Here is a 15,460-nt window from a genome sequence, read left to right as displayed (position 1 = left end):
TGAACCCCCTGTGTCGGCCTTGCGCGTGCCAACCTATCGGAGCTGGTCAAATAGGAATGCCGCCGAACAGGTCATGATCGTCCCCCCGATCGGCCGATCAATCGGATCTCTCCACTCGACCGCGGGAACGGACTGTTCTTCCAGGGCTTCCGCCGCCCCCGAGCACCCATCGACCGGGTTCATCCGACCGGTGCGCGGGCGATCGCGAAAAAGATCGAAGAACTTCTCCACCGCAGGCAACCCCTGGAGGCGATGGACGTCTACCAGGTAGGAATTCCGACCCCTGCGGGGGCTTGCACAGGAGGTGGTCTGGGTGACTTCTCGACGACTGGGCGGTCGGGGGCTGCGCGTGCTCCAGGTTGCCGGAGCGCTGTTACTGGCGGCGGCCGCCACCGGTTGCAATGCTCAGCCGGCCGGGCCGGAGATCGCCGCTGGAGAGGCCCCTGCACCGCCGATCGAAGTGGGGCAGGAAACCCAGCCCGAACCGGCGGCGCCACCGACGGGGACGCCGACCGGGACCGGCACCGCCGAAGAGGCCGAAGCGGGGGACCCCGGCGAACCAACCGGGACCGAGGTGCAGGACGCGATTTCCCGTTGCCACACCTCGATGCTCGCCGGAACGCTGCAGCCCGCCGAAGCCGGCGCGGGCCACCGGTACGCGGAGCTGGTGCTGCGCAACGTCAGCGGGGAGCCCTGCCGGATCTACGGCTACGGGGGCCTGCAGCTGGTGGACGAGCAGGGCAATCCGCTGCCCACCCAGCTGGACCGGGTGGCCAACCCGGGGCCGAGCCTGATCACCCTGGAGCCGGGTGACTCGGTCAGCGCCAGCCTGCACTGGACCGCGGTGCCGCACGGCGACGAACCGGTCGACGGCCCGTGCCAGCCGACCCCGGCCGCCGCGGAAGTGATCCCGCCGGACGAGACCGACCCGCTGCGCGTCGAGTGGACGATGGGGCCGGTGTGCGGCTACGGGGCCATCGAGGGCTCGGCGTACCACCAGTAATCGCCTCGTCCACCGAACCCTGCTACACCTGAGGAGTGGGGCGCAGTTCCGGCACCCCGCGTGCCGGGACTGTGCTGTCAGCCGCAGTTCCCGGGGCAGCACTAGCCCGGGTGTCGGGTATGTGCTGGAGTGGCCAACATGATCGAGCCGACTGATCGTGAGGTTCCGTGCCTGAGCGGTGACCTGGTGGTCCGCAAGTGGGCCGCTTCGGAGCCGAATTGGGTTGCGCTGCTGGCGCACGGCTACGGCGAGCACTCCGGGCGCTACCAGTGGATCGCCGAGCAGCTGGTCGCCGACGGCGCGGTGGTTTTCGCCCCGGACCACGCCGGCCACGGCCGTTCGCCCGGCAAGCGCGTGTACATCAAAGACGCCGACACGATCGTGGCCGATCTGGAGGCGGTGCGGAAGCAGATCGCCGACGAGTACCCGGATCTGCCGCTGGTGCTGATGGGCCACTCCCTGGGCGGGATGTTCGCGGTCCGCTACGCCCAGCTCCACCAGGAGCACCTGTCGGCGATCGTGCTGTCCGCCCCGGTGCTGGGCACCTGGCACGTGCTGGACCTGCTGGAGCACGACGAGATCCCGGACACCCCGATCGATCCGGAAACCCTGTCGCGGGACCCGAAGGTGGGGCAGGAGTACAAGACCGATCCCCTGGTCTGGCACGGCCCGTACCGGCGGACCACGTTGAAGGCGATCGACCGCTGCCTGACCGCCATCAACGACGGTCCCCAACTGGACAAGCCGACCCTGTGGATCCACGGGGAGGAGGACGAGCTGGTCCCGGAGGCCGACACCCGCACCGGCATCGACCGCATCCGGGGCGAGCGCTTCCACGAGCACATCTACCCGGGCGCGCGGCACGAGCTGCTCAACGAGACGAACCGGGACGAGGTCCTCGACGAGGTGCTGACCTTCATCCACCGGGCGCTGCGCAAGTAGTCGCGCGGGGTCCGCTCGCCCACGTCACCGCCGAGTTGCGGCTTTCCCGCGGGCTGGGCACGTTGTTGGCACGGGAACACCGGGTTCCCGCCGGCCCGCGAGGAAGGTTGCCATGAAAGACGTCGCTCGTGCGCAGGACTTGATCGGCACACCGGTGTTCGACTGCAACGGCGAGCGGATCGGCCTGGTCGGCAACGTGTACGTGGACGACGTCACCGATCAACCGGAATGGGTGACAGTGCGGATCGGTCTGCTGGGCATCCGGGAGACCTTCGTTCCGCTCCACGAAGCCGCCCTGGAGGAGAACCGGCTGACGGTGCGGTTCTCCCGGGAAGCGGTGCGCAACGCGCCGCTGGTGGAAGCCGAGCAGGGGCACCTGTCCGAGGAGGAAGGGCGCAGCCTCTACCGGTACTACGGCTTGGGCGAGCCGGAGGCCACCGGCGCCTGATCTGTGACGAGCGGCTTCGCGCACCAGGTGTTCCGCCCGGAGCCGGACGCGCCGTCGGCGCCCGGTCATGCGCAAGAATGCTGCTGTCATGGAACCCGAGCTCGAGTTGTTGATCACGGTCGTGGTCGAGGCCGCGGACGAGCGGTCCGCCCGATCGGCCTGCCAGGACTTCGTGCGCCGGATCGGCGGTCGCGTCGTCGGCTGCGGGGACTGCTCGGACGAGGACCCCGGGTGCTGGTCGGTGATGATCCGCAAGCCCTGCCCCCCGGCCGGTGATCGAGTGGCGTCGCTGTCCCGGTCGGTGCAGGACTTCCTGCGGGGGCTCGGACCGGACTACGCCCGTCACCGCGTCTGCTGCGAGCCGCCGACGGCGTGGACGGTGCTGGAGCACCCGGAGCTGGTGGGCCGGCTGGTCGCGGGCGCGGAGCGCATCCTGGTCGAGTCGTGGTCCGTCCACCGGTCTTCCCCGGCTTCCGGCGGTTCGAGCGGGCACGGTGGACCGGAACGTCTGGAACCGGGTGCTGGGGTGTCCCGGCTGCGGCTGCGGGTGGACGTGGTGACCGGGCAGCGGGCGGCGGCCGAGCGCGCGGCCCGGGCCCTGGCGGGCCGGCTGTCCAGCGCGGTGTCGGTGCTCGCCGCGGAGGAGCAGCCACCGGTGGTGCGGGTGCTGCTGGACCTGGGCGCTTCCCCCGGCGGACAGCCGCAGGAGGCGGTGTCCCGCGCGGTGCGCGCACTGGGCGGCAGCGGGTGGTCGCGGGTGCAGACCGGGCCGGAGGGCGCGTGGGCGCGCTGGTTGGCGGCTCCGCTGCCGCCGTCCGGTGTCGCCGCGGTGGAGGTGGCGGTCACCCCCACCGAAGGATCCACTTTGGAAACCGCTCGGCCGCTGTGATCACCCGCTCGAGCGGAAAAGATCAGCGAACCGGACCTGACTGCGCAGCCGCGTGACCAGGGCGTTAACTTGTGGCCAGGCACAAGATCACTGCGCAGTCACCCCGGAGGGCAAGAACACAGATGGCAGGTGTTGAAGAGGTCCGCGCGGGCATCGCCCTGGCCACCCAGAAAGCCGCCGAAGGCGTTGCCGCGTTGCAGCAAGCGGCCCTCGCCCTGGAGGAAGCCCAGCAGGCCCTGGTGGCGGCCACCGAAGGCACCTCCCAGGAAGAGATCCTGCACGCGCACGGTCTGCTGGCCGAGGCGATCCAGTCGATCAGCGGCGCCCAGGGCACCGTCAACGCCTGCATCACGGCCGCGGAGAACTACGCGGGCCGGCTGTAACCGGTGTCGGCGCTCGACGAGGTGCTCGCCGCGCTCGCCACTGCCGAAGAACTGCTGCAGCAGGCGCAGCGCGAGCTCGCTGCGGGCCGCAGTGCACTGGACGAAGCCAGCCAGGCCCTGGACGGGCTCGAGCTGGCCGCACCCGCCACCGCGGTGCCCGCCGGACTGCAGCGCGCGGGCGGCGAAGTGGAGCGCGTGCAAGGGCTGCTGGACGAGGTGTCCGATGCGGTGCGCGGATTCGCGGCGGGACTGTGAGCTACCGGTTCGGCGCCTGTCCCCGACCTCGGCGGGTGGTAGTTTGATCACTAGCCGTTGTCAGATTTCCGGGGTGGTGCGTGCGTAAACGCGATGAGCGGCGGAACCGCATCGAGGCTGCCTTCAAGCACTTGCGCGCTACCTTCGCCACCGTGCTCGGGGCGGCCGACAACCGGTACGCCCAGGTGCTGGCCGACAGCCAACGGCAGCGGTTCGCCCTGCGGATCGCCCAGGAAGGCGTCACCTCGGTGCTGCGCGACCCCGAGTCCGTGTGCGCGGAACCCGATCCCGGGTTCTCGGCGGCGCTGCGGGAAGCGGTCGCCGAGCGCGACGCCGTCTACCGCACGTGGACCGAGCAGGGGCCGCAGCAGCTGAACCAGCTGGTCGCGGCGGCCGCGCCGGGCTGCGCGAGCGCGCCCTGGCAGGAGTGGCTGGGCAAACCGGGCGTGGAACCGGCCACCGGGAACGTGCCCGGGTTGTGGCGCATCGGCGAGGCCACCGTCCCCGACGCCCCCGAGCAGCAGCCGTTCCCGGCCGCGGTGCCCCTGCTGGACGAGTCCCACCTGCGGATCTCCACCCACCCGGACAGCGCGGGTGCGGCCGAGGCGCTGGTGCAGAACCTGCTGATGCGGGTGCTCAGCTACTTCCAGCCGGGCCTGGTGCGGGTGCACGTGTGGGACGCCCTGCAGCTCACCGGGAGCCTGCCCGGCCTCTACCCGCTGACCCGTGCGGGGCTGCTGACCGTGCACGACCCGGAGCGGCTGGACGAGCTGCTGGAGGTCCTGTCCGACCACATCCGGCGGATCCACACCAACGCCCTGCTCAACGGGCATCCTTCGCTGCGCGCCCTGGCCGCGGAGACCGGCCACCGCTCCGAGCCGTGGCGGATCGCGGTGCTGTTCGGCAACCGGGAGGCGCTCAAGGAGGAACAGCAGCAGCAGTTGCAGCGGATCGCCCGCAGCGGCCTGGCCTGCGGGATCCAGTTGATCGTCGTCGACGTCTCGCTGAGCGCCAACAGCCCGGTGGAGACGGTGGAGCTGGACTCCTCCGGCACCGCCCGCACCAGCATGACCGGCCCGCACGCGCTGGTGCGCCTGGACGAGGCGCTGCCGCGCGGTGAGGTGCTGCAGGCCTGCTCGGAGATCGCCGAGGGGTTCTTGGCGCACAGCTCCCGGGTGCGGACGTTCCAGGACCTGCTGCCGCAGCAGCTGTGGCAGCACCGCTCGACGAGCGGGCTGCAGGCGCCGGTGGGGTTCAGCGAGGGCGACCCGGTGTGGATCAGCCTCGGCGACGCCAGCCCGCACATGCTCATCGGCGGCCCCAGCGGCTCCGGGAAGACCAACTTCATCTACAGCATGCTGGGCGGGCTGACCGCCCGGTACTCGCCGGACGAGCTCGAGCTGTACCTGCTGGACTTCAAGGAGGGCGTGTCGTTCGCCCAGTTCACCCCGGGTCGGCGGGATCCGAGTTGGCTGCCGCACGCCCGGCTGGTGGGGGTGAACGTCAACACCGACCGCGAGTTCGGGTTGGCGCTGCTGCAGTTCTTGGCCCGGGAGATGCGCCGGCGCGCGGCCGCCGCCAAGGAGCACGAGGTCACCAAGCTCGAGGAGCTGCGGGCCGAGGACCCGCAGGGCCGGTGGCCGCGGATCGTCGCGGTGATCGACGAGTTCCAGTACTTGTTCGCCGAGCGCGACCCGGTGACCGCGCAGGCCACCGCGCTGTTGGAGGACGTCGCCCGGCGCGGCCGCTCCCAGGGCATCCACCTGGTGCTGGCCAGCCAGGACGTGTCCGGCATCGAAGCGTTCTGGGGGAAGCCGGCGATCTTCGAGCAGTTCATCGTCCGGGTGGCGCTGCCGAAGGCCCGGCGGGTGCTCAACGAGCACAACCAGGCTTCCCTGGACCTGCCCCGCTGGCACGCGGTGGTCAACCACGAGTCCGGGGTCAAGCACGGCAACCAGGTGGCCCGGATTCCGGACGCCACCGGCAAGGACACCTTCGAGGTGCTGCAGCGCAGGATGTGGCTGCAGCGGGACGAGCAGCAGCCGCCGCCCCGCTTGTTCGACGGCGCCCTGCTGCCGAAGCTGTCCGCGCTGGAGGACTTCGACCGCTTGCGGGCGCCGAGCCCGGCGCCGCGGGCGGTTCTCGGGCAGACCATCGACGTGGACGGCGCGGCGGCCGCGGTGCAGCTGTCCCGGGCTCCCGGGCGCAACATCGCGGTGCTCGGCTCGGTGCGCCGGGAAGCCGCCAGCGTGCTCGGGGCGGCGCTGCTGTCCTTGGCCCGCCAGCACGCCCCGGGGGACGCGGAGCTGACGGTCGCCGCGCTGCTGCCGGAGAGCGCCGAGGACGCGCAGCAGGTGACCGATGTGCTGCGCCGCCAGGGGCACCAGGTCGGCACCGCCACCGCCGCGGAATTCCCCGCCCTGCTGTCCAATGTGGTGCGGAGTTTGGAAGACCGCTCCGGTGCACCGCATTTCCTGTTCCTGTACGGAGTGGACGCGGTGCACAGCAGCCTGGAGCAGAAGGACCCGCAGACCAGGGTCAGCGGGTTGGACGAGTTCCGCCGGCTGCTGCGGCAGGGCCCGGAGCACGGGGTGCACGTCATCGGCTGGTGGCGCAGCGTGCAGCGGTTGAAGGCCGCGCTGGGGATGACGCCGGTGGACGACATCGGGGCGTGGCTGGCTTTCGACGTGCAGGGCCACGAGCTGACCCAGTTCGCCGCGGGCCAGCCGGTCAAGTGGTCGCCCCGACCGCACCGCGGGCTGTTCTTCGACCGCTCGGTGCACGCGCGGCCGGAGGTCGTGCTGCCGCTGGAGCTCGACGTGACCGGTGGGCCGGTGGTTCCGCACCCCCGCCTGTCCGACACCGCAACAGGAGGCAGCTGGTGAGCAAGCAGGTCCCGGCATCGGTGCGCTACAAGGAGCTGACCGCGTTGGCCGCCGATGCGGCCGAGAAGTTGCGCCAGCACGAGACCGCGAAGGCCGCCGAGCTGGCGGAGCTGGTGGACGCCGAGGCCGAGCGCTTGGAGCAGGCCGAGGCGCAGCGCGACGACATCCGCGCCGACGTGCGCAACCGCTGGAACGCCGCGCTGCACGCGCTGTGGGACGAGCGGTGGCTGGAGATCCCGGGGATGCCCGAGCCGGACCCGTCGGCGCCGCCGCTGACGCCGCAGGAGTGCCGCAAGGCGTTGCACGAGGCCAGCCAGCAGTTCCACCACTCGCTGGACAAGCAGCGCTTCACCCCGACCGCGCTGCTGCCGCGCCGCCGCAAACGGGCCGGTTGAGGGATGCGTCGAGCACAGCGGCATTGACGCCGCGGGGGCGGGCGGCAAAGCTCGAACAGTCAGCTCGTCTGGTTTGCCCGGTGTCCGGGAATTCGGCTGAACGGAGTCGCATTTGCGGGGGATGATGCCGGCATGGAGGAATTACGCACCTCGGAGGAAGTCGCGCGAGCTACCGGCGACCTGCTGATCCGCTGGGCGGCGCAGGCGCTCGCTCCCGGCTACCCGCACCAGGGCGGGCGGGCGTGGGTGCACGGCGACGCGGTGGCGGTGTTCGCGCCCGGGCTGAGCCGGGCGGACCGGTTGGCCTTCACCGGCACCGCCGACGACGCCGCCGAGCTGGTGTCCCGCGCGTTGGAGCAGGTGCAGGCCCCGAAGATGCGGCCGGTGGCGGCCACCGCCCTGGCCCACCAGGTGGCCAACCGGCTGGGGCTCGAGGTGCGGGCGACCTTCGGGTGGATGGAGTTGCAGACCGTGCCGACGTCCCCGGTTTCCGGAGTGGAGTGGTTGTCGCCCTCCGACGAGGCGGAGGTGGCGCAGCTGCTGCGGAAGGCGAACCCGAGCTCCTACCTCTTCCCCGGTGATCCCGGGGCGCACCGCTGGGCGGGGATCCGCAGCGAGGACGGGGTGCTCGCCGCGGTCGGGGCGGACTCCTGGCCGGCTCCCGGGGTGCGGTTCATCTCCGGGGTGGCCACCCACCCGGACTTCCGGGGCGAGGGCTTGGCCACCCGGTTGTGCGCTTTCCTCTCCCAGGAGTTGGCGCGGGAAGGCGCTGTCACGCTGATGGTGGACGCCGACAACGTGGCCGCCCTGCGGGTGTACCGCAAGCTGGGGTTCTCCTACCACACGATCACTGCGCTGGCCGGATGAGCTTGCCGGGGTTGAGGATCCCGGTGGGGTCGACCGCTCGCTTCACCGCGGCGAGCACCGCTGTGCCGACCTGGCCGATCTCCCGGTCCAGCCAGGGCAGGTGGTCGGTGCCCACCGCGTGGTGGTGGGTGATGGTGCCGCGCCCGGTGATCGCCTCGCAAGCAGCGGCTTTCGCCTTCTGCCACTGCCCCACCGGGTCTTTTTCGTCCCGGGCGGCGAGCACGGTGAAGTACAGGGAAGCGCCGGTCTCGTAGGCGTGCGACAGGTGGCACATGATCAGCGGGGGCTGCACCCCGGTCTGCAGCGAGCGGATCAGGGCGGTGCGCACCGCTGACCGCAGTTCCAGCAGCCCGCTCCAGTTGGTGGCGGTTTCCAGGGTCTCCACGCACACCCCGAAGTCCATGAGGGCGTCGCGCTGCCGGGGAGCGGCGAACCGGCTCTCCCGCCAGGCCTTCCCGGGGCGCTGCCCCAGCCGCAGCCAGCGGCGGCCGCGCAGCGCCCGCAGGGCCGCGGCGCGGCGCTGGGTGAGTTCCCGCCGGGTTTCGGTCTCCCAGCCCAGCACCAGCAGGCAGGGGTGCTGGATCCCCTTCGAGCGCAGCAGTGCTCGCACCAGGCGGTGGGGGATGTGCCCGCTCAGCGCCAGCTGCGCCGCCGTTTCCTCCACATCGGACAGTCGGGTGACGTCGGCCAGGGCCCGCTGCTGGGCCAGGGCGCGCACCGCTTCCACACCGGCCTGCCAGCCGTCGATCACCACCGCCTCGTAGCGGGTGTGCCGTGGGGCCGGCCGCACCCGCACCGCGACTTCGGTGATCACCCCGAGCGCGCCTTCGCTCCCGATGGCCAGCTGGCGCAGGTCCGGGCCGGCCGCCGAGGCCGGGGCGGCGCCGAGCCGCCACTCGCCGGCCGGGGTGGCCACCCGCACGGCCTGCACCATGTCGTCGAAGCGGCCGTAGCCGCTGGAGGCCTGGCCGGACGAACGGGTCGCGGCGAAACCGCCGATGGTGGCCCGTTCGAAGGACTGCGGGAAGTGACCGAGGGTGAAGCCGTGCCCGGCGAGCAGCCTTTCCGCGTCGACCGCCCGCATCCCGGCCTGCAGCACCGCGATCCGCGACACCGGGTCCAGCGAGACCACGCGGTCCAGTCGGCACAGGTCCAGGGCGATCACCGCGGTCTTGTCCCCGCGCAGCGCCTCCACCCCGCCGACCACGGACGTGCCGCCGCCGAAGGGCACCACCGCGATGTCGTGGCGGACGCAGAGGTCGAGCACCCGCTGCACCTGCTCGGGGCTGCCCGGGAGCACCACCGCGTCCGGCACCGCGACGTCCTCCCCGGTGCGGCGGCGCAGCAGGTCCAGGTAGGCCATTCCGCCGGAGCGGCCGAGCCGTTCCGCGGCGCTGGTGAGCACGAACTCCTCCCCGACCGCGTCGACGAGGTCGGTGTGCGCGGTGGCCGGCAGCGCGCTGCTGGGCGCGTTGAGCAGCGAAACCGGAACGGTGGGGGTGACCGTGTCGGGCAGGCCGATGCGGTTGGCCAACCAGCGGACCGCGTGCCTGGACAGCCCGGCCGCGGCGGCACCGGCCGGCGTCCAACTGCCGCGCAACGTGTGCTCAATCTGGCCGCTCACCAGTACAGTGTTACACATGACGTCGCAGTGTCACACCCTTCGACAGACGCTCCGGGTCCGTGACACCAGATTGCTCCAGGCCGCCCAGGACTGCGTGCTGGAAAACGGCATTCGACGCACCACGCTGAGCGAGATCGCCCGGCGCGCCGGGGTGAGCCGGATGACGCTCTACCGGCGCTACTCGGACGTGCGCAGCGTGGTCATCGCCCTGCTGAACACCGAGTTCACCGCGATCCTGCAGCAGGCCCGGAGCGCGGCGGGCACCGGAACCGCCCGCGAACAGCTGGTCACCGCCGCGGTGCACGCCGTCCGCCTGCTGCACTCCTCGCCGCTGCTGCAGCGCGTGCTGCGCACCGAGGCCGAACTGCTGCTGCCCTACCTGGTGTCCCGCCTGGGCAGCACCCAGCGGGCCGCCGAGGAGTTCGTGCTCGAATACCTCTCCGCCGGCCACGCCGACGGCTCGATCCGCCCGGCCGAGCCCGCCGTCCAGGCCCGCACCCTGCTGCTGGTGCTGCAATCGTTCGTGATCTCCCAACGCCCCGCCGCGCAAGGACTGCCCACCGCAGACCTGCTCGACGAGCTCAGGCGGGTGCTCGACGCCGCATTACGACCGGAACCGGCCAACAGCCGGTGAAACACGGGTGTTCTCCACCTCGCTCAGGTATTCGTAGAAGCGCCGCAACCCGACTTTCGGAGCCGCCATGATCACCACTCCGCTGCCCGCAGGATCGTTGCGCGCCACCTCCCTCAACGCCGCCCGCCGCGCCGCCGAACTGTCCACAGTGGCAGATGAAGTGGTGGATCTGCTGGTGGTCGGCGGGGGAGTCACCGGCACGGGGATCGCTCTCGACGCCGCCGCCCGCGGCCTGTCCGTCGTCCTGGTCGAGGCCGAGGACCTCGCCTGGGGAACCTCGCGCTGGTCCAGCAAGCTGGTGCACGGCGGCCTGCGCTACCTGGCCCGCGGCGACCTCGGACTCGCCCGGGAGAGCGCGCAGGAGCGGCACGTCCTCATGACGCGCACCGCCCCGCACCTGGTGCGCACCCTCCCCCAGCTGATCCCGCTGCACGAGGACCTGAGCCGGCAGCACGAACTGCTGCTGCTCGCCGGGCTGCGCACCGGGGACGCGCTGCGCCGCAGCGTGCGCACCCCCTCGGACGTGCTGCCCCCGCCCCGCCGGGTCCCGGCCGCCGAAGCCCAAGCCCTGGTGCCGGGGCTGCGGTTCGCAGGCCTGCGCGGCGGGCTGCTCAGCTTCGACGGCCAGCTCACCGACGACGCCCGCCTGGTGGTGGCGCTCGCCCGCACCGCCGCCGGGTTCGGCGCCCGGGTACTCACCCGGGTGCGGGTGCGCTCCCTCGACGGCACCGGCGCGGACGCGGTGGACGAACGCACCGGCGAATCGCTGCGCCTCCGGGCCCGCTCGGTGATCAACGCGACCGGGGTGTGGGCCGGGGACCTCGCCCCGGAGGTGCGGTTGCGGCCGTCCCGCGGCACGCACCTGGTCGTCGACGCCGAAGCCGCCGGCCTGGCCGGGACCGCGGTGATCGCCCCGCTGCCCGGGCACACCGGCCGGTTCTTGCTGCTGCTGCCCCACGCCGACGGACGAGCCCTGCTGGGGTTGACCGACGTCCCGCAGGACGGCCCCGTGCCACCGGTTCCGGACGTGCCGCAGTCCGACGTGGATTTCCTGCTGGAGGCCAGCCAGCACCTGCTGGGCGTCGCGCTGGGGCGCCAGCACGTGCGCGGCTCCTTCGCCGGTCTCCGACCGCTGCTGGACCAGCCGGGCCGCAAGCGCTCCGCCGACCTGTCCCGCCGGCACTCGGTGATCAGGTCCGCGAACAACGTGATCACCGTGGTCGGCGGGAAGCTCACCACCTACCGCAAGATGGCCGCCGACGCGGTGGACGCCGCCATCCAGGACCGGGGCCTGGCCGCCGGCCCCTCCCGCACCGACGCCGTGGCCCTGGTCGGTGCCGCCCCGCGGAAGCAGCTGGGCAGCATCGAAGCCGACCCGCGACTGGTCACCAGGTACGGCACCGAAGCCACCCGGGTCGCCGCGCTCAGCGAGTTCGACCCCGGCTTGGCCGACCCGGTGGCCCCGGGAACCCAGCTGACCGCCGCCGAAGTGCTGTGGGCGGTGCGGCACGAAGGGGCGCTCAGCGCCGAGGACGTGCTCGACCGGCGCAGCCGCATCGGCCTGGACCCGCAGCAGCGCCGCACCGCCCGGGAAGCGGTGGAGAACCTGGTCGAACGGGCGCTGCGGGGCGTGCTGGAGTAGCCGCGCGAAAACGAACAGCCGTGCCAGGGGATCCAACCCCCTGGCACGGCTGCGAAGGATTCAGCGATCGATTCAGCGCTCGTTGATCGGAACGTAGGAACGCTCCGGCGAGCCGGTGTAGACCTGGCGCGGCCGGCTGATCTTGCGGGCCGGGTCCTCGATCATCTCCCGCCAGTGCGCGATCCAGCCGGGCAGCCGGCCGAGCGCGAACAGGACGGTGAAGAACTTCGTCGGGAAGCCCATGGCCTTGTAGATCAGGCCGGTGTAGAAGTCAACGTTCGGGTACAGCTTGCGCTCGATGAAGTAGTCATCGGCGAGCGCCCGCTCCTCCAGCCGCTGGGCGATGTCCAGCAGCGGGTCGTTGACGTTGAGCTTGCTGAGCACCTCGTCGGCGGTCTTCTTGATGATCGCCGCGCGCGGGTCGTAGTTCTTGTAGACCCGGTGCCCGAAGCCCATCAGCTTGACACCCGGCTCCTTGTTCTTGACCCGCTTGACGAACGAGTCGACGTCGCCACCGTTGCGGTGGATGCCCTCCAGCATCTCCAGCACCGCGCTGTTGGCGCCGCCGTGCAGCGGGCCGAACAGGGCGTTGATGCCGGCCGAGATGCTGGCGAACAGGTTGGCTTCGGACGAGCCGACCATCCGCACCGTGGAGGTGGAGCAGTTCTGCTCGTGGTCGGCGTGCAGGATGAACAGCAGGTCGAGCGCCCGCGCCATGGTCGGGTCGACCTCGTAGGGCTCCGCCGGGAAGCCGAAGGTCATCCGCAGGAAGTTCTCCACCAGACCGAGCGAGTTGTCCGGGTAGAGGAACGGCTGACCAACCGACTTCTTGTAGGCGTAGGCGGCGATGGTGGGCAGCTTGGCCAGCAGCCGCACCGTCGACAGTTCGACCTGTTCCTTGTCGAACGGGTTGAGGCTGTCCTGGTAGAAGGTGGACAGCGCGGAGACGGCCGAGGACAGCACCGGCATCGGGTGCGCGTCCCGCGGGAACCCGTCGAAGAACTGCTTGAGGTCTTCGTGCAGCAGCGTGTGCCGACGGATGCGTTCGGCGAACTCGTCGTACTGCTGCTGAGTGGGCAGCTCGCCGTAGATCAGCAGGTAGCTGACCTCGATGAAGTTGGACTTGGCAGCGAGCTCCTCGATGGGGTAGCCGCGGTAGCGAAGGATGCCGGCCGCCCCGTCGATGTAGGTAATGTCGGATGTACAGGCTGCCGTATTGACGAAGCCCGGATCCAACGTCACCAAACCGGTTTGAGCCAGCAGCTTTCCGAGGTCCACACCGGGAGCGCCCTCAGTGGGCTGCTTCACCTGCATTTCGTGCTCGCCGCCGTCATAACGCAACGCGACGGTTCGTTTGGCGGTCACGTCGTCGGGCATTCGGGAACCTCTCGCGCTCGTCGAGGTGGCACTGTCACCGACGACCTAGCGGCCGAGCCGGACGGCTGGTTCGCATGTATCGATCGTGCACCGGTCGGGGATGTCCGACCCGATTCGCAGCACCACCCCGTTGGGGTCCTGTCAGTGTCACGCTAGTCCGCGAAGGGCCTCTCGCGCAGCTACCGTGTTACGGCTTTTGGCCAGGTGGGACCACGATCACATCACACTTGGAGGCCCCTCGCGGACGCCGCGCAACTGGAAGTACCGGCCGTTCGCCCACCTGACTCACCCATATGGAGTAAACCAAATTGGCGCTGCCGTGGCGCGCGGGCGGTGAAACTCACAGGGTGTTTTCGCCCACCGCAACGAGCAACTCCTTCCGCTTTCGTCCCATTTGACACTTTTCCGGGACAGCAGTGCTCCTCCGCCGGGCGCTCACCAGTCCAGCTCGCCCGCCCACGGCGGCTCCGCACCCGGCCGGGACACGGTCACCGCGGCCGCCGAAGCGGCGAACCGCAACGCGCTGGCCCACTGCTCGCCGCTCAACCCGCGCACCGCGTCCGGCGAGAGCGCGCCGTTGCGGTGCAGCCAGGCCAGCAGCGCCGCTTGCACGGTGTCACCAGCTCCGATGGTGTCGGCGACGTCGACCCGCACCGTCGGGACTTCCACCGCGTCCGCATCCCCGGCGAGCACCGCCAACCCCTCCGAGCCGCGGGTGAGCACCACCGCCGCGGGACCGCTGCGCTGCCACTCGCGGACCGCCCGGAGCACGTCACCGCCCGCGGCGAGCCACTCGGCGTCCTCGACGGAGAGCTTCAGCAGGTCCACCGAGGGCAGCCAGGAGCGGAACCGCTCGCGGTACGCCGCCGGGTCCTCGATCAGGTCCGGCCGGACGTTCGGGTCCAGCGCGACGAACTTGCCCCGGGAGGCCTGTTCGAACAGCACCTTCTCGTAGACCGTGGCACCGGGCTCGAGCACCATGCCGAGCGTGCCCAGCGACACAGCGCTGGTCCCCTCCGGCAGCTCGCGCTCGCTGACGAACCGGGCAGCGCTGCCCTCCACGTGGAAGCTGTAGCGGGCCGAGCCGTCCTCCTGGAGCGCGACCACCGCCAGCGTCGTCGGCTGCTCCCCCCGCTCCACCAAACTGGTATCCACATTGGAGTCGAGGAGGCGCTGGAGCAGCTTGTCCCCGAAATCGTCCGTGGACAGACGAGCGTAGAAAGCTACTGGAATTCCGAGCCTTCCCAAGGCAATCGCCACGTTGTACGGCCCGCCGCCCAGCCTCGGGTACAGCGGACTGATCTCCTCGTCCACAGTGCCCGGTGCGGGAACGAGATCAACGAGCGCCTCGCCGCCGACGACGATCACTTCTCCTCCGTTCGTCCAGCGTCCACGGTCAGGCCTCCCAGCAGGAACTGGGACAGCGCCGAAAAAGCTTCAGCATCCGACAGGCCGGTCCGCTCGGCGATCTCCCCGCGCTGGATGCTGACTATGGTGCCGCCGACCATCTCCGCCACCAGCGCGGCGTGCACCTCGCGGAAGACCCCCTGGCGCACCCCTTCACCGATGAGGCCGCGGATCCGGTCCGCGGCCGCGTGCGCATTGGTCTCGTAGATGGCCCGGGTGGCGAAATTGGCGGCGATGTCGTTGATGAACTGGCGAGAAGCCGGGCGCAGAGCGGCCGCGGCCGCGGACAGGTACACCCGCACCTTCTCCCGCACGTCCTCCACCTCGGCCACCGCCGCCTCGATGTCGCTGGTGGCCTCCTTGAAGTAGTGCGCCACCACCCGCACCGCCAGCTGCTCCTTGCTGCTGGCCAAGGTGTACAGCGTCGACTTCGAGCAGTGCAGCCGAGCCGCCAGCTCGTCCAGGGTGAAGTGGGAGAACCCTTCAGCGAGGAAAAGGTCGCGCAGGCGGTCCAGCAGTTCAGCCCGCCGCTGCTGCACCGACCGCCGGGTCACTCTGCCTCCGGAGCTGCTCATCGGTGGAAGCCTGCCACATCGCTCCCCGAACCCGCGGGGGGTTCCACTTCCAAGACTGTTGCAGTACTCAAATACGACCTAAAGTACTGGTGTTGGTACTCAAGACCTCGGGTCACACCACCAGGGAGCGCATC

At 71.0% G+C, this 15,460-nt stretch carries 15 protein-coding genes; 11 read left to right on the top strand and 4 right to left on the bottom strand.

The window, feature by feature from the left end:
* Positions 1-313 precede the first annotated feature (313 nt).
* From SREC43747_RS21920 to SREC43747_RS0108600, 9 genes are all read left to right on the top strand, one after another.
* Positions 314-1,003 carry a DUF4232 domain-containing protein gene (locus tag SREC43747_RS21920; protein ID WP_236623093.1) on the top strand — a complete coding sequence of 230 codons (690 nt, stop codon included), beginning with the start codon at positions 314-316 and terminating at the stop codon, positions 1,001-1,003.
* Between the two features lie 138 nt (positions 1,004-1,141).
* Positions 1,142-1,945 (top strand): alpha/beta hydrolase, encoded by an 804-nt coding sequence (locus tag SREC43747_RS0108635; RefSeq protein ID WP_029720784.1) that lies wholly within the window; start codon positions 1,142-1,144, stop codon positions 1,943-1,945.
* Positions 1,946-2,057: 112 nt separating this feature from the next.
* Positions 2,058-2,393, top strand: a complete 336-nt coding sequence (locus tag SREC43747_RS0108630) for a PRC-barrel domain-containing protein (protein ID WP_029720783.1) — start codon at positions 2,058-2,060, stop codon at positions 2,391-2,393.
* Between the two features lie 88 nt (positions 2,394-2,481).
* Complete coding sequence (locus tag SREC43747_RS0108625; protein ID WP_152528362.1) at positions 2,482-3,282, top strand: hypothetical protein; 801 nt, start codon at positions 2,482-2,484, stop codon at positions 3,280-3,282.
* A 122-nt stretch (positions 3,283-3,404) separates the two neighbouring features.
* Complete coding sequence (locus tag SREC43747_RS0108620) at positions 3,405-3,665, top strand: hypothetical protein (RefSeq protein WP_029720781.1); 261 nt, start codon at positions 3,405-3,407, stop codon at positions 3,663-3,665.
* A 3-nt stretch (positions 3,666-3,668) separates the two neighbouring features.
* A complete protein-coding gene (locus SREC43747_RS0108615; RefSeq protein WP_029720780.1) occupies positions 3,669-3,920 on the top strand; it encodes a hypothetical protein in 252 nt (83 codons plus the stop codon).
* 80 nt (positions 3,921-4,000) lie between these two features.
* Positions 4,001-6,805, top strand: coding sequence for an FtsK/SpoIIIE domain-containing protein (locus SREC43747_RS0108610; protein ID WP_029720778.1), 2,805 nt, complete (start codon positions 4,001-4,003; stop codon positions 6,803-6,805).
* Positions 6,802-7,200: a hypothetical protein gene (locus tag SREC43747_RS0108605; protein WP_029720777.1), complete on the top strand. Its 399-nt coding sequence runs from the start codon at positions 6,802-6,804 to the stop codon at positions 7,198-7,200. The genes SREC43747_RS0108610 and SREC43747_RS0108605 overlap by 4 nt, the downstream gene beginning before the upstream one ends.
* A 132-nt stretch (positions 7,201-7,332) precedes the next feature.
* On the top strand, positions 7,333-8,067 hold the full coding sequence (locus tag SREC43747_RS0108600) for a GNAT family N-acetyltransferase (protein WP_029720776.1): 735 nt from the start codon (positions 7,333-7,335) through the stop codon (positions 8,065-8,067).
* Here SREC43747_RS0108600 and SREC43747_RS0108595 read toward each other — a convergent pair.
* The gene (locus SREC43747_RS0108595) at positions 8,048-9,691 is read right to left on the bottom strand and encodes an FAD-binding oxidoreductase (RefSeq protein ID WP_029720775.1); all 1,644 of its coding nucleotides are present in this window, start codon (positions 9,689-9,691) and stop codon (positions 8,048-8,050) included. The genes SREC43747_RS0108600 and SREC43747_RS0108595 overlap by 20 nt on opposite strands.
* Before the next feature lie 16 nt (positions 9,692-9,707).
* Here SREC43747_RS0108595 and SREC43747_RS0108590 point away from each other — a divergent pair, with 16 nt between their 5' ends.
* Positions 9,708-10,325, top strand: a complete 618-nt coding sequence (locus SREC43747_RS0108590; protein ID WP_037331633.1) for a TetR/AcrR family transcriptional regulator — start codon at positions 9,708-9,710, stop codon at positions 10,323-10,325.
* 67 nt (positions 10,326-10,392) lie between these two features.
* The gene (locus SREC43747_RS0108585) at positions 10,393-11,967 is read left to right on the top strand and encodes a glycerol-3-phosphate dehydrogenase/oxidase (protein ID WP_029720773.1); all 1,575 of its coding nucleotides are present in this window, start codon (positions 10,393-10,395) and stop codon (positions 11,965-11,967) included.
* 72 nt (positions 11,968-12,039) lie between these two features.
* On the opposite strand, the gene SREC43747_RS0108580 is transcribed toward SREC43747_RS0108585, so the two are convergent.
* The 3 genes from SREC43747_RS0108580 to SREC43747_RS0108570 all read right to left on the bottom strand — a co-directional run bounded on the left by SREC43747_RS0108580 (position 12,040) and on the right by SREC43747_RS0108570 (position 15,326).
* Positions 12,040-13,344, bottom strand: coding sequence for a citrate synthase (locus SREC43747_RS0108580; RefSeq protein ID WP_029720772.1), 1,305 nt, complete (start codon positions 13,342-13,344; stop codon positions 12,040-12,042).
* Positions 13,345-13,779: 435 nt separating this feature from the next.
* On the bottom strand, positions 13,780-14,712 hold the full coding sequence (locus SREC43747_RS0108575; RefSeq protein WP_029720771.1) for a carbohydrate kinase family protein: 933 nt from the start codon (positions 14,710-14,712) through the stop codon (positions 13,780-13,782).
* Positions 14,709-15,326, bottom strand: coding sequence for a TetR/AcrR family transcriptional regulator (locus SREC43747_RS0108570; RefSeq protein ID WP_029720770.1), 618 nt, complete (start codon positions 15,324-15,326; stop codon positions 14,709-14,711). Before SREC43747_RS0108570 ends, SREC43747_RS0108575 begins: the two co-directional genes overlap by 4 nt.
* Between the last annotated feature and the right edge of the window lie 134 nt (positions 15,327-15,460).

It is taken from the genome of Saccharopolyspora rectivirgula DSM 43747, assembly GCF_000497205.1.
Taxonomy (GTDB): Bacteria; Actinomycetota; Actinomycetes; order Mycobacteriales; family Pseudonocardiaceae; genus Saccharopolyspora; species Saccharopolyspora rectivirgula.
Note: the sequence above shows the minus strand (reverse complement) of the source record. Positions and strands in the feature narration are given on the sequence as shown.

Coding starts and splice junctions, on each gene's coding strand:
- SREC43747_RS0108620 (WP_029720781.1), top strand. CDS start 3,405: ATGGCAGGTGTTGAAGAGGTCCGCGCGGGCATCGCCCTGGCCACCCAG.
- SREC43747_RS0108635 (WP_029720784.1), top strand. CDS start 1,142: ATGATCGAGCCGACTGATCGTGAGGTTCCGTGCCTGAGCGGTGACCTG.
- SREC43747_RS0108585 (WP_029720773.1), top strand. CDS start 10,393: ATGATCACCACTCCGCTGCCCGCAGGATCGTTGCGCGCCACCTCCCTC.
- SREC43747_RS0108625 (WP_152528362.1), top strand. CDS start 2,482: ATGGAACCCGAGCTCGAGTTGTTGATCACGGTCGTGGTCGAGGCCGCG.
- SREC43747_RS0108590 (WP_037331633.1), top strand. CDS start 9,708: ATGACGTCGCAGTGTCACACCCTTCGACAGACGCTCCGGGTCCGTGAC.
- SREC43747_RS0108600 (WP_029720776.1), top strand. CDS start 7,333: ATGGAGGAATTACGCACCTCGGAGGAAGTCGCGCGAGCTACCGGCGAC.
- SREC43747_RS0108570 (WP_029720770.1), bottom strand. CDS start 15,326: ATGAGCAGCTCCGGAGGCAGAGTGACCCGGCGGTCGGTGCAGCAGCGG.
- SREC43747_RS0108580 (WP_029720772.1), bottom strand. CDS start 13,344: ATGCCCGACGACGTGACCGCCAAACGAACCGTCGCGTTGCGTTATGAC.
- SREC43747_RS0108630 (WP_029720783.1), top strand. CDS start 2,058: ATGAAAGACGTCGCTCGTGCGCAGGACTTGATCGGCACACCGGTGTTC.